The 12,984-nt window shown below is 61.0% G+C and carries 11 protein-coding genes; 6 read left to right on the top strand and 5 right to left on the bottom strand.

What is annotated here, in order from left to right:
* Positions 1-131: 131 nt before the first annotated feature.
* Positions 132-398 carry a hypothetical protein gene (locus Q0743_RS09930; protein ID WP_298241352.1) on the bottom strand — a complete coding sequence of 89 codons (267 nt, stop codon included), beginning with the start codon at positions 396-398 and terminating at the stop codon, positions 132-134.
* Between the two features lie 574 nt (positions 399-972).
* Here Q0743_RS09930 and Q0743_RS09925 point away from each other — a divergent pair.
* Positions 973-1,251 (top strand): hypothetical protein, encoded by a 279-nt coding sequence (locus Q0743_RS09925; RefSeq protein WP_298241351.1) that lies wholly within the window; start codon positions 973-975, stop codon positions 1,249-1,251.
* Positions 1,252-1,289: 38 nt separating this feature from the next.
* Here Q0743_RS09925 and Q0743_RS09920 read toward each other — a convergent pair whose 3' ends face one another.
* Entirely contained in the window at positions 1,290-2,027 is a 738-nt protein-coding gene (locus tag Q0743_RS09920) for a metallophosphoesterase family protein (protein ID WP_298241523.1), read from the bottom strand.
* Between the two features lie 612 nt (positions 2,028-2,639).
* Here Q0743_RS09920 and Q0743_RS09915 point away from each other — a divergent pair.
* Positions 2,640-4,067 carry an undecaprenyl-phosphate glucose phosphotransferase gene (locus tag Q0743_RS09915; RefSeq protein WP_367184873.1) on the top strand — a complete coding sequence of 476 codons (1,428 nt, stop codon included), beginning with the start codon at positions 2,640-2,642 and terminating at the stop codon, positions 4,065-4,067.
* A 41-nt stretch (positions 4,068-4,108) separates the two neighbouring features.
* On the opposite strand, the gene Q0743_RS09910 is transcribed toward Q0743_RS09915, so the two are convergent.
* The 3 genes from Q0743_RS09910 to Q0743_RS09900 form a co-directional block, all read right to left on the bottom strand.
* Positions 4,109-4,396 (bottom strand): hypothetical protein, encoded by a 288-nt coding sequence (locus Q0743_RS09910; protein WP_298241349.1) that lies wholly within the window; start codon positions 4,394-4,396, stop codon positions 4,109-4,111.
* 397 nt (positions 4,397-4,793) lie between these two features.
* Positions 4,794-7,025, bottom strand: a complete 2,232-nt coding sequence (locus Q0743_RS09905) for a Wzz/FepE/Etk N-terminal domain-containing protein (protein WP_298241348.1) — start codon at positions 7,023-7,025, stop codon at positions 4,794-4,796.
* 31 nt (positions 7,026-7,056) lie between these two features.
* Entirely contained in the window at positions 7,057-7,569 is a 513-nt protein-coding gene (locus Q0743_RS09900; protein ID WP_298241347.1) for a hypothetical protein, read from the bottom strand.
* A gap of 659 nt (positions 7,570-8,228) precedes the next feature.
* Here Q0743_RS09900 and Q0743_RS09895 point away from each other — a divergent pair.
* From Q0743_RS09895 to Q0743_RS09880, 4 genes are read left to right on the top strand one after another with little or no spacing between them, the layout of a single operon-like run.
* Positions 8,229-9,431 carry an acyltransferase gene (locus Q0743_RS09895; protein ID WP_298241346.1) on the top strand — a complete coding sequence of 401 codons (1,203 nt, stop codon included), beginning with the start codon at positions 8,229-8,231 and terminating at the stop codon, positions 9,429-9,431.
* A gap of 7 nt (positions 9,432-9,438) precedes the next feature.
* Positions 9,439-10,776, top strand: a complete 1,338-nt coding sequence (locus tag Q0743_RS09890; protein ID WP_298241345.1) for a hypothetical protein — start codon at positions 9,439-9,441, stop codon at positions 10,774-10,776.
* A gap of 6 nt (positions 10,777-10,782) precedes the next feature.
* Complete coding sequence (locus Q0743_RS09885) at positions 10,783-11,892, top strand: acyltransferase (RefSeq protein WP_298241344.1); 1,110 nt, start codon at positions 10,783-10,785, stop codon at positions 11,890-11,892.
* On the top strand, positions 11,889-12,977 hold the full coding sequence (locus Q0743_RS09880; RefSeq protein WP_298241343.1) for an acyltransferase: 1,089 nt from the start codon (positions 11,889-11,891) through the stop codon (positions 12,975-12,977). The genes Q0743_RS09885 and Q0743_RS09880 overlap by 4 nt, the downstream gene beginning before the upstream one ends.
* Positions 12,978-12,984 lie beyond the last annotated feature (7 nt).

Raw genomic sequence — 12,984 nt, 5'->3', positions numbered from 1 at the left:
GGATTGATCGACCGAAAGGACTTGGCGTGCGGTCCCCAAAAAAAGACCGCCGCCACCTTCGGGTGGATCGGCGGTCTGTGGTCGAAGGCGGCTAGGCGCTCAGGCCTCTGTCCGGACAAGCGCTCCCGCGCTCAGCGGACGTACCAATAGCCCCACCAGCGCTGGGACACCGGACGCGCCTGCGCTTTCATCGCCGCGACTTCCTCGACGGAGCGAACCTGCGGGCCGTAGATCGCGGGCGGGTAGACGTCATCCCACAGCACGACCCCGGTCTGGACGTAGGCCGCCCGATGATGCGCCGGTGCAAGCGCGAGCTCGGCCGCTGGGGCGACAGAGGCGGTCAAGGCGAGGCCGAGAGCGGACAGCGCAATGGATGGAATAACAGCGCGGAAGTTCATTGGATTGAATCCCTGGTCAAATGAGATGTGAAATAATGCGACGGGGCCCGGATGGTTGCAAGGGCATGGGCCGGCCGGCGGACCCGAAATTTTCGCCTCGAGGGCAGGCGCGACAGCTGCGCTCGATGGCAACAGGCCGGGAAGGTGCCCGCCTGCGAGGCATCTATATATAAAGAGTAGATCCCATAGAATGATCGTGAACGTTGTAGTCGATGCAAGCGTGATTGCGCGGCATGCACGCGAGCGATCGGCTTGAACAATCTTTCAGCGTCGAGACTCGGCTTGAATCATGATGTCGACACACTGCTCGCTAGTGATGAGTCCCGGACTATCCAGGACGACTCTCATGACTTCTACATTCGTCTCAGCTTTCATCTTCAGCTCGGGTATCATCTTGGGATACGCGCTGCGTGCTTGGCGCGTCCAGCGAAGTCCTGCAAACTCATCCCGTGGCGCCTTGCATCGAGCGGCCGGGGCGACTCCTACCTCGACCTTCGGCCACGCCCGACGAGCCTTCTAGAGGCGGCGTCCTGGCGGTACCGGGGATCTCACCATACGAATGGGGCATGACGAGATGAGCGAACCCAGGAAGGACGCGCCGCGTCGCTACATCGTCGATGGCGCCGGACAACGCGTGCTTGTCGGGCTGACGATCTCGGAGACGATCGAGTTCGAAGCCCTCGACAATCCGGGCGCCCGCCTTGGCGTCGATTTGCTTGTCGAGCCGCCTCATGTCCGTCAGGACAGGCAGGGGAAGCGTTGGCTGGAGCTCTACGTCAAGCACGAGCGGGCCTGGCACGATTGGATGGCCGAGACGCGCGCGCGGCTGGAGAAGCCCTGCTTGCTCAACTGAGCGCAGCGCTTGACCAGCCGCGGGCAACCTCCCCCACCTCACACCGCGAGCATGCGGCTGCCCTGGATGCTCATCAAGGTAAGGTTGCCGGTCGCATAGGCGCCGGTGTCGATGTTGACGCGGTTCGTCAGGAATTCGGCATTGCGGACCGGCGTATGGCCGTGCACGATATATTTGCCGAACTGCTCTTCGCTCCGCAGGAATTCTTCGCGAATCCAGAGCAGGTCGCGCTCCGTCTGGTCGGCCAGGGGAACGCCCGGGCGAACGCCGGCGTGAACGAAGAAGAAGTCCCCGCAACTGAAGCTCAGCCGTAGATTGTCCAGGAATTCCAGATGCTCGGTCGGCATCGCCCGAATCAAATCGCGCAAGATGGATGCCGGCTCGTCGCGCTTCAGGTCCGGTGGTGCGAGCCCGTAGGACATCAACGTCTGGGTCCCGCCGACGGCAATCCAATCCTCGAACAATGAAGGGTCCTCGAACACCCTCACCAGAAATGCCTCGTGGTTTCCCTTGAGGAAGACCGCGTTTCCCCGGCGACTGCGCTCGACCAGGACGTCGAGCGTGGAGCGCGTATCCGGACCGCGGTCGATGTAATCGCCCATGAAGACCTCGACCGCATAGCGCGGCCGGCTGCAGGCGACGTCGGCGTCGATCACCCGCAACATGGGTTGGAGCAGATGCGCGCATCCGTGAATGTCCGAGATTGCATAGATGCGGACTCCCTCCGGTAGTTGCGGCTTGGGAGTCGAGCGGCGTGGTCGGGTGAGAGATATCATGGTGCTCATCGATCGGGTGGTCGAAAAAAATTTCCCCAAGTCACCGGCACCGGAGAGCTTCCCTCTCACACCAACGAGGCGAATTCGGTGAAGGGAGCGCGCTTGTTCTCCGGTTAGATCACGCCGAAAGAAGGGCGCTGCACTTTTTGCCTACCTGATGATGCGATGGAAGCGAGGACTGGTCCCCGGGAATTGCATCGATGATCGCGAGAGCGCGGCAAAGATGCATGCCTTGGCGAAGTTCTGCAACGCACGCAAAGATAGAAATCCGAAGTAATTCTCGTAAACGATCCGCGACGAGTCGTCGGAGCATCGCATCGCCTGAAAGATGAGCGAAGATGCGCTCGTGCGACGATCAAACAGCTCGCCGAATGTGGAACTTGATTCAAAATAGGGCAGCGCGTTCGCTCATATGTCATCACTGTGACGAGATTTTCAGCGCGAAGAATTTCGCTGCGCATTTCAACGCGGCGCATGATGATTGCGCCGCAAAAGTTTTGCGTGCGGCGCCACAATGTCGCTGCGATCACGCAACACCTTCCGCGCGGGGAAGTGACGAGTCTTCAGCATCACGATGAGCGTCAGGCACTCTCTCGATAGGCAGAGGTTCGAATGGCTGTTGCAACTTATGGTTCTGAAAACGCTCACACGCTGTCGTCGACACGCGGTAACGCTCTTCAGAGGCCATTCCAGATCGTGGTCATGGCTGCTGACTTTCTGCTGATCCTGTTGAGCTATGCTGCCGGGGCTTCGCTGTACGGAGCGGCCGTCGCTTCGCCCGACAGTGCTTCGGTGGGAGCCGGGTTGTTCGTCGGCGTGGTGTTCGTCGCGGTCGCCTATTTCCGCGACGTCTACGCCACGCATCGCCTGCTCAACGTCGTCTGGCAGCTTCGAAAGGCGGTGTTGATCTGGCTGACGTCGCTGACGATCCTGGCCGTTGCGGCCTTTCTGCTGAAATCGACGGACAATCTGTCCCGCGGCACCGTCATCGTCTTCGCCGTGATCGGCGGAGTTGGCCTGATCAGCCTCCGCTTCGTCTGGCAGGCTGTGTTCGGCACCAGCTTTGCGCGAAGCCGGCTGGTCGATCGCAAGGTGATCCTGCTCAGCCTCAAGCCGCTCGACTTCACCTCCAGCCGCTTCAAGGACCTGCGGCGGAACGGCTTCGATGTCATGCGCCATTTCGTGCTCGGCGCCGAGCGGGACGACGGCCACTGGGAGCGGCAGATTCGCGATGTCATCCGTCAGTCGCGCTCGGCCGACGTTGATGAATATCTGCTTGCGATCGACTGGAACGAGTTGCCCATGCTCCGCAAGCTGAGCCCATATTTGCGCGCCGTCCCGCAGCCGATACGCCTGCTGCCGGACGATTCGGTCGCGGATCTGGTGGCCCGTCCGTTTCTGCCGGTCAGTGGAACCGTCGCGGTCGAAATCCAGCGGCCGCCCCTCACCATTCTCGAGCGGTTCCAGAAGCGCTGTCTCGACGTTGGCGTGGCCGTGTTCGCACTCGTGATGCTGACGCCGCTGCTGCTGACGGTTGCTTTGCTGATCAAGCTGGATTCCCCGGGAGCCGTCATATTCCGGCAGTCGCGGCGTGGCTTCAACGGCCGGCCGTTCGAGATCTGGAAGTTCCGCAGCATGACCGTCTGCGAGAACGGAGAAACGATTGCCCAGGCGACCAAAAGGGATGCCCGGGTCACCAAGATCGGGCGTTTCCTGCGCATGACCAGCATCGACGAGCTGCCGCAGCTCTGGAACGTGCTGCGCGGAGACATGTCACTGGTTGGTCCACGTCCCCATGCGCTGGCCCACGACAATTACTATGACGAGCTCATCAGCAAATACGTCTACCGGCATCACATGAAGCCGGGCCTGACCGGCTGGGCCCAGGTGAACGGGTTCAGGGGGGAAACGCCCACGATCGATCTGATGGAGAAGCGGGTCGAATACGACGTCTGGTACGTCAGCAATTGGAGCATCTGGCTCGACCTGAAGATCATGGCCCGCACGGCGTCCGCCGTGATGTTCCAGGAAGCCTATTAGCCGCTCAATTTTCCACGATCTGGAACCGCAGGATCGAGAGATCAGGTTCCATCTCGTGATGATCTGCCGAAGAGCCGCATGACTGCATCGCGCAAGGCGAGCAGCGGCGGCACCAGTACGAAGAAAGCCCCCATCGCTACGGAGACGATGACCTGACGAACCGAGAACGGTTCGTCCTGCTCGATGTCACGCCGGCTGGGGTCGATCGGCGCGGGCGAAAGGGTCGTCGCCATCGACTGCCGACGCGGCTTGCGTGGGGGCACGACGACCAACACGAACAGGATGTTGAGCAGAACCCAAACAGTCAAAATCGTCAGGACGATCAGCATTCCGAGCCCGCCGGAAAAGAACTACAAATATCAGCCGAGGTTAGCCTCAGTGAACCCAGAAGGAAAGATGCCCAAAGTTTCGGCATTTTGAGGCGTCAAGGCTCGGATTGTCTCGTCTGATCGACAGATGGTTGCCAATAGGCGCACTGTCCTCGCGGCCGTCGCCTCCGTCAATCCTTGCTTTTGGCTAGAGCAAGAACTGCAAGTTGTGGATTCCGGACGAATACGGAGGCCCGAGCGGTCCGGTAGCTTGGCGCAATCCCGGCTTTGCGCGCGATGGCGCACTCGATCGCCTTCAACGGACAGTTCCGCAAGACACGAAAAGGCCCGCTGCCAGATGGTAGCGGGCCCGTGGTCGTTCCAGTTCGGTTGGGGCGGCGCCGCGCCTCTGCCTGAACTAGGCGTGCTCGACGTAGTAGCTGTTGTGGTGCTTGCCCTTGTACGCCTCGATGCGCTTGAGCATCTTCGGGTTGGCGCGGTTGAGCACGGCGCCGAGCAGTTTCTTCTGCAGGACTTCCGATCCGGAGACCGACTCCTGAAGCGCGCTTCGCGTCGTCTGGCCCCATTCGATCACGTAGACCATGGCGTCGATCAGGAGGCTGACGGCCTTGGAGTCCGCCACCGGCATCACCGGCGCAAGGTCGATGACGATGTACTCGTAGTGCTCTCTCAGCACCTTGAGCAGCTCGGCCATCGCCTTCGATCCGATGACATCGGCCGAATTGACCATGCGGGAAGCGACGACGGACGGCAGGAAATCCAGGCCCGTCTCCTTGCTCCGCTGCACATGATAGCCGAGGCTGGAGGGGTCGCCGAGGGCCTCCACCAGTCCGCTCTTGGCGTCGGGTGCGAGTTCCCGGGTCAGCGAGCGGGTGTGGAGGTCGCCGTCGATCAGGACCACGCGATGTCCGGTGAGCGCGATCAACTGCGCGAAGTTGGCGGCCACCGTCGTCTTTCCTTCCTTGGGAAGGGACGACACGATGCCGATCACCTTGATCTCGCGGGTCAGGCGCGCAACGTCGATCGACACCTTGATGTTGCGCAACGTCTCGGCAAACCGCGAGAACGGATGATCGACGACATAGCGGGACAGATCTGCTGGGCTCGCCTTGGCTGAGCTCGAAAGCAGCGCTCCGGTCGTCGTTGGCGAACCGATGTCGGGCAGGACGCCGAGGCACTTCACGCCGAGCTCATCCTCGACCTCGCCGGGGGTCCGCAGGACATCGCTGAGCATCTCACGCCCGAATGCGACGCCAAAGCCGAGGCAGAGACCGCCGACCAGGCCGCCCACCAGCGCCAGCATCGTGCGCGGCGAGCTCTTGCGATCCGGCTTGGTGGCGGTGCTGATCAGGCGCGACTCGCTGAGCGGAAAGCTCTGGTTCTGCGTCGCGCTCTGCAGCTTCTCGAGGAAGTTGTTGTAGAGGTTGCGATAGGTGTCCGCGGCGCTTTCGAGGTCGCGCAATTTGACCTCGGCCTGGCCGGTGTGGCCGGCCTGGGCGACGAGATCCTTGACGCTCTTGTCGAGAGAAGCTTCCCGGCTCTTCGCGATCTCGTAGTCGCTGCGATAGGCGTCTCCGATCCGATGCAGCTCGTCCGCCATGTTCTTGCGGATTTCCTCCATCTTGTTGGCCAGATTGACCGCAGCAAGATGGGTCTTGCCGTAACGCTTTGACCAGTCGGCATACTGGGCCGCGAGATCGAGATATTGCGCGCGCAGACGGGTAATGACCGAGTTGTTGAGCGCGTCGGTCACCGTCGATTGCGCGACATCCTGGTCCGAAATCGCGTTGATGCGGTCGAGCCGGGCCTTGGCTTCGGCCGTCGCCGCCCGCGCTTGAACCAGCTGCGTGTTCAGGTCCGACAATTGCTGTTCGGACATCAGGCCGCGGCTGGTCCCGACGATGTTGTGTTCGGCCTTGAACGTCTGCACGGCGCGGTCGCTGGCCGAGGCCTGTTCGCTCAGCTCGATGCTGCGCTGCTGAAGCCATTCGGTTGCCCGCTTGGTGGACTCGTATTTGGCTTCCAGGGCGCCGACGAGATAGGCCTTGGCGATGGCATTGGCGATCTTGGCGGCCTTGTCGGGGGTCCGTGCGCGATAGTTCAGTGACAGGACGTAGGTCGTCAGGACGCGTTCCGTTCTCAGGTTCCTCTGAACCTGCTCGACCACCGCGTGTTCGAGCTGATCCTGCGACGCAGGTTCGCGGGAGCTGAACGGGGACGTCACCTTGCCGAGGATGACGGAGAGGAGGCCCGGCTTGGAGCCGTTGAATTCGGGATCTTCAGTCAACTTCAGGCGACGGACGACCGAGAGAATCAGGTCATCCGAATTGATGACCTCGACCTGGCTGTCGACATAGCCGGTGTCGATGAGGGCGCTATTGGCGTTGCTGTCCTTGTCCAGCACCTGCGCCTGACGCGTATCCATCATGATCCGGGCATTCGCCGTGTACATGGGTTGCGCCGTGACCAGATAGACGATCACCAGGGCCAGCGCGGCGCCGGTGCACGCTGCGACGATCGGCCATTGCCGGCGCAGGACGTCGGCCACCCGCTCGAAGCTGAGGACGGCTCCGCCGAACTCGATGCCGAATCTGTGGCCCGACTGGAAATGTTCTCTGGGCTGATACATTGTCTAATTGCTGCCTCTTGATGATCGCAGATCAATTCGGAAGGGGGACGGGCTTGAACGGGTTGGCCAGCTTGGTCTTCCACTCGCCCTCGAGCAGCGCGCCGCCGCGCGCCGGTTGCGCCGGGCCCTTGGCTTGCGATTGAGCCTGGATGCCGGAGGTGTCGTCACCCGCGGCCGAATAACCTGCCTGCACGTTGAGATCGCCGATCCGCTGCACGAAGTCCTTGATCTTGCGCGCCGCGTCCGGCTTCGTGGACGTGCACCGCCCCTCGGCAATCTTCAGCGCGGCGCCGATGGCCGAACGATCGGTTGAGGCCGAGGCGGAGATCAGCGTCTGCACGGACGGCAACACCGAGGGATTGGTGGCGATATAGGTGGCGAGCCGGAATCTCAGCTTCTCCTTGTCATTGCGCAGCCGCTCCAGGAGCGAGGAGGGCGATTTGACGAACGTGTCGAGCTCGAGCTGCGAGGCACGATCCGAAAATTCGACGCACTGAGCGCGGCAGGCATCGATGCTCGACACGATCAAGGCAGAACTTGCCAAGACGATCGGTAGCCATCGTGCCCTTGCATGACGATATGTTAGTCCGCGGCCCATCCGTGTCCCTTTGCTCCCTGTTGCAATCGGAGAACACGCGAAACCTGACAGGTAACTGTGTCAAATTTTGTGCGACGCAAAAGTTGAGTTCATGTTGTCAGTGACAACGTTGCATTGCTTCTTCCACTCGGTTGCAAAATGAAGAAATACAATGCCTGAGAGATCGGCATCTTTCGCCTAGGAATGTTGCAACTTGAAAACATAACAGGCGTTTGCATGCGCTTGCATCGCAAGCCGTGGTCGCAAAACCGACACAAGTCGCCGACGAGCCTTTAGTTCCCTGCGCGAGAAAATTATCAGTGCGGCATTTGCTCCAGTGAAATCAGTGCTCCGGCGCGCTTCAATCTTGATCGCAACAGCGCCGGATTTCGCGCACACTTTGTACGCAAATGCTCGCAATCATCGCGCGCGAATTGATTTGCGCGCTGACGTGCGGTGTCTCTGGCAAAAAGTGGCGTGAACTTGGCGCTCGCATGTCCGAATGACTGCGAGCGTTGAAATTATCGTCGATCGTCATGCGTCGAATGCGAGTCCGCGATCGCAGAGATTGAACGCGCGCAAATCGTGATACACACTGCTGCGGTGCAATAGCTGGGAATGTTGATGTGACGGAGTTGGTTCATCGTGAGAAGGCGCATGTCCTGCCGCTCGACAGCATCCGGGGCGTCGCCGCGACATCGGTGGTGATTCATCATTTGCTGCTGATGCCGACCTTTCTCGCCGTGTTTCCACACAACGCGTGGATCAATTGCTCGTTCTTCAGAAGCTCCTGGCTGCTGGTCGATCTGTTCTTCGTTCTCAGTGGCATCGTCATGTCGCTCAGCTACGTCGAGAGCGACTTCGGGCGCTTTTCGCTGCGTGAGTTCATGGTGCGGCGTCTGGCGCGGGTCTATCCGCTGCACATCGTCATGCTGATGGCGAATCTGCTTTTCCGCCTCCTGCGCATCAGCTTGGTCATGGCGGGAGTCGTCGTGGCGGCGCCTGCGGCGTTCGAAGTGAACAACGCCTATTCCTTCGTTCTCAACGTCCTGCTGCTGCACTCGATGGGGTTCGTCGACTATCTCAGCTGGAATGCGCCGAGCTGGAGCATCAGCGTCGAGTTCTACACCTATCTGGTGTTTGGCCTGATCGTCCTGTTTGCCCAGCGCATGCGCTCCCTGTTGTGGTTCTACGTCCTCTGCGGCGCGCTTGCGGTGGCAAGTCTGGTCTTCATCATCTTCGTGCTCGACAAGAGGAGCCTCGGGCTTCAGACCGATTTCGGCATCCTGCGCTGCTTCGTGAGCTTCTTTCTGGGCGTGCTGACGGTCAGGATCGTCGATCGCCTGCCGGCCAAGCCGGGTCCTGCCGTTCAGGGCATGCTGCAATTCGTCGCCATGATCGCCAGCATCGTCCTGGTGTCGCTGGCGGAGACCAGCCCTGCGTCGACCTTCCTTGCGCCGGTGACGTTTGCGATCTTCCTCGGCAGCCTGCTCGCCTTTCCGGATGCGCTGCTGGTGCCGCGGATTCTCGTGGCCAAGCCGCTGGTCTGGCTCGGGAAACGTTCCTACTCGATCTATATGGTGCACGCGCTCGTGGTGCTGCTTGCCGAATATTTCGTACGGGCCGTCGGGGCAGGGCGGATCGCCGCACTCGACTCGGTCTGGGCCGGTCTGCCGGCCTCGCTGAATCTCGTGGTCTCATTGACCGCCGTGCTGGCGGTCTCCCACTTCACCTATCTCTACGTCGAAATCCCCGGCGGCAGGCTCATGCGGAACGCGCTTGGAAGCCGCTCCGATTTCTCGGCGTCCCCCGCACGGCAGACGAACTGAGCCTGATATGACGAGTCTCGCGCTGCATCGACCCCAGATGACGCTGATCAGCCTCAACATCGAGGCGATCGCGCTCGGGGCCTATCTGGTCCGCGACGCCTTCGGCGGCGTGATTCGCTATTACACCAGCATCTATCACCTGAACGCGCTTTGGTACGTGCCCGACGCCATTGCGGTTCTGTGCCTCATCCAGTTCTTCGTCCATTGCATCCTGCGCAATCGCAGCACGCTGGCCCTGCTGGTGTTGGTGCAGATCATGCTGTCGCTCGTGCTCGGCTATTTCATGCTGGGTACGGTCAACGCGGCGGTCTCATCGTTCAAGATGATGCTGCCGGTGTTCGTCGGATTCTGCTTCTGCGATTCGAGCCTCGGCTCTTACAAGAAGCTTCTGTCGGTCATCGCCGTGACCTTCTACCTGTCCGTCATCGGCGTTCTCCTGACGAAGTTCTACCTGATGCCCTGGGTGGGCTACAAATACGAGTCCTTTGGCGCGGTGCGCGAGGCCGGCCGGTTGTGGTGGGCGTATGGCGGCGACGACCAGCGCCTCATGGGGTTTGCGGCCGACAACACCATGGCTGCCTTCTTCATCCTGGTGTCGTTCGCGATCACGTCGATTCGCATGAGCACCACCTGGTGTCTGCTGCTCGGTTCGATCGCGATCTATGCCATCAAGCTGACCACGAGCAAGACGACCATGATCGTGCTCGTGCTGTACCTGATCCTGCTGGTGTTGGTGCGGATGCTGCCGGAGAGGTCGCGCTTTCCCGCGATCCGGACCATCGCGTTGTGGTCGTATGCGTCGATCTTCGTCCCGTTCTTCATGATCGTGGTTGCTTCCGGCACCGCGGCGGTGCCGCATTCGACCCTGTTCAGCATCCTCGATCGTATCAACAACAGCTGGCAGAAGCCGTTCATCTACCTGACCCAGCTCATGCCGATCGGCCTCGTGACCGGCTGTGGTGCAGGTTGCTTCAACTATCCCCAGCAGCTGTTCTCGCCGCTCGCGGCGTTTTGGGTGCCCGTCGATAATTTCTACATCGGGACCTACCTTATGTTCGGCCTCCCGTTCGTGGCATTCATGGTGATGGTGTTTCGCGCGACGTTCGGCGCGACCGACGTCTACAAGCTGACGCTGATCTTCGTCGTCAATCTGTTCACGATCACGGTGTTGAATTACGGGCCGGCGTCCGGTCTGTTGATCATCGCACTGAGCTTCAGCGAAGTGTTCTCGCGCCGTGCGGCCTCCGCACGCGCCGGCGACGCCGTACCGATCGTCATGCGGCCGCCGGTGCCGTCATTGGAAGGCTTCCGCCCGGACATGCCGGCGGCGAGCGGAAGCAGGTGAGAACGAATGATGCATAAGAGACTCGCATTCATCGATACGCTGCGCGGCATCGCCGTGTTGTCGGTCCTGGTCCAGCATGTCTTCGAGATCATCGTCGAGAAGCACCCGACGGGTGCGTTCTACTGGCCGATCCACGATGTGTTCGGCTACTACATGAACTTTGGCCGGTTCGGCGTCGTGCTGTTCTTCTTCGTCAGCGGCTTCGTCATTCCGTTCAGCTTTCCCGACAGCGCCACGCCCGTGCGCGATTTCGCGATCAGCCGCTTCTTCCGGCTCTACCCGGCCTATTGGACCTCGCTCGTGGTCGGGCTGGTGACGATGCAGCTGATGGAGTCGAAGATCTATCCGCTGGGGCAGATCGCCGCGAACGTCACGATGCTGCAGACCTTCGTGAACGTCCCGAATCTCTGGGTGTTCTACTGGACGCTTGCAATCGAGCTGTTGTTCTATGTCGGCTGCACCATCCTCTTTGCGATGGGACTGCTGAACCGGCGCTTCACGGCGGTGACGATCGTCATTGCGGCCGCGCTGGTCGGAACAAGCGCTGCGCTCCTGGTCGAGAACCGGACCGTTTCCTCGGTGATGGAGGTCGGGTTGAACCTGTCGGCGATGTTCCTGGGCAAGATCATCCGCGATACCGTCATCGGCGGAAAGCTGCGATGGACCCACGTGGCGGTCTGCACGCTGCTGTATGCGATTTTCGCCATCACCCTGTCTGATCGTCGGTTCGGCGGCGTGTATCACGAGAATTTCTTCCACAGCTATTCGATCGGATCGGCCTATGTCTGCGCGGCGCTGGTCTTCATCGGCTTTGCCGTGTTCGGCGAGAGGATGGCGTGGCGCCCGATGGCGTTCGTCGGCGTGATCAGCTACTCGGTCTACCTGATGTCGCCGTTCGTGATCGTCTTCATCCATCGTCTCGCCTGGTTCGGCGACGGTCCGCTGGGATGGTCGATCTTCCTGGCTCTGATCCTGGCGCTGTCGCTTCTCGTCAGCTGGATGACGTTCACTTTCGTGGAGAAGCCCAGCATTGCCTTTGGCCAGCGATTCCGCTCGGCGCGACGAAAGAAGGTGGTTCTCGATCCCGCGCTCAGCACGCAAGGCGCCGCCGAGTGACCAGGATTCCGCACCAGCCAGGCACGGCCTATGACGGATCGTTCGTTCCGTCCGTGCAGGGACTGCGCGGCATTGCCGCGCTCAGCGTGCTGATGGACCATTTCTACGACATGCCGAAGGGCGGCATGTACGACATTCCAGATCCCGGCTTCCTGCCTCCGCTCTGGTCGTGGCTGCAATCGGTGATCAATGTCGGCGGGCATGGTGTCGAGCTGTTCTTCATGATCAGCGGCTTCCTGATCCCGGCGAGCCTGGTGCGGCACGGGTCGCTGCCGCGCTTCTTCTTCGATCGCGTCCTGCGCATCATGCCGGTGTTCGTCGTCCTGCATCTCGCCCTGTTCGCGATCGGCCCGATTGTCGCCTACAAGTTCTTCCGCGGCATCGATCTGACCAGCTATCTCGGGATCTTCGCGGCCAATCTGTTCTTCGTGCAGGACGCGCTCGGCCTGCCCATTGCCCAGCAGAATGCCTGGACGTTGACCTATGAATGGGCATTTTACATCTGGTTCGCGGCGACGTTTTCGATGTGGCGCGGCGGGGGCAGGCTGCTGGCGGCGCCGCTGATCCTGCTGGGGATCGCGTGCCTGATGCATTGGCCCATCACGGCCTTCTTCTGCATCGGTATGCTCTACAGCGCGACCGGATTTCGCATCTCCATTCCCGGACCCGTCGGGTTGCTCGCGGGGCTCGCCTGCGGGGCCGCTCTTTATGCGAGCCTGGTGCTGCTTCATCCGTTCGTGGGACTGCTTCCCGGTTTCCTGCTGTTCGGCATGGTGCTCGCCCCGGAATCAGGCCTCGGCAAGGCTCTGAGTGCGCCGGCTCTGCAATATGTCGGCAAGATCAGTTACAGCCTCTATCTGGTGCACCCCTTCGTGCTCTTCCCCTTGCAGGTGATCGGCCTGAAGCTGGTCGCTGCCGGCGTCGATCGCTGGCTGCTGTGGGCGGCCTTCATCGGGCTCGGGCTGGTGATGTCATTGGTCGCAAGCGCGATCAGCTATGAATTGATCGAGGTCCGGCTGCGGCGCCTGCTCGACGGCGCGATCCGCGGCATGTTCTTTCGACCGCAGATCGAGCAATCGGTCTGAGGGACCG

The sequence above is a fragment of the uncultured Bradyrhizobium sp. genome, assembly GCF_936943645.1.
GTDB lineage: Bacteria > Pseudomonadota > Alphaproteobacteria > Rhizobiales > Xanthobacteraceae > Bradyrhizobium.
This window is presented reverse-complemented; position numbering and strand designations above follow the sequence as displayed.

What these genes read in the sequence shown, in the direction of transcription:
- Q0743_RS09920 (WP_298241523.1), bottom strand. Translation starts at nt 2,027, where the DNA reads ATGATATCTCTCACCCGACCACGCCGCTCGACTCCCAAGCCGCAACTA.
- Q0743_RS09915 (WP_367184873.1), top strand. Translation starts at nt 2,640, where the DNA reads ATGGCTGTTGCAACTTATGGTTCTGAAAACGCTCACACGCTGTCGTCG.
- Q0743_RS09930 (WP_298241352.1), bottom strand. Translation starts at nt 398, where the DNA reads ATGAACTTCCGCGCTGTTATTCCATCCATTGCGCTGTCCGCTCTCGGC.
- Q0743_RS09890 (WP_298241345.1), top strand. Translation starts at nt 9,439, where the DNA reads ATGACGAGTCTCGCGCTGCATCGACCCCAGATGACGCTGATCAGCCTC.
- Q0743_RS09910 (WP_298241349.1), bottom strand. Translation starts at nt 4,396, where the DNA reads ATGCTGATCGTCCTGACGATTTTGACTGTTTGGGTTCTGCTCAACATC.
- Q0743_RS09885 (WP_298241344.1), top strand. Translation starts at nt 10,783, where the DNA reads ATGATGCATAAGAGACTCGCATTCATCGATACGCTGCGCGGCATCGCC.
- Q0743_RS09925 (WP_298241351.1), top strand. Translation starts at nt 973, where the DNA reads ATGAGCGAACCCAGGAAGGACGCGCCGCGTCGCTACATCGTCGATGGC.
- Q0743_RS09905 (WP_298241348.1), bottom strand. Translation starts at nt 7,025, where the DNA reads ATGTATCAGCCCAGAGAACATTTCCAGTCGGGCCACAGATTCGGCATC.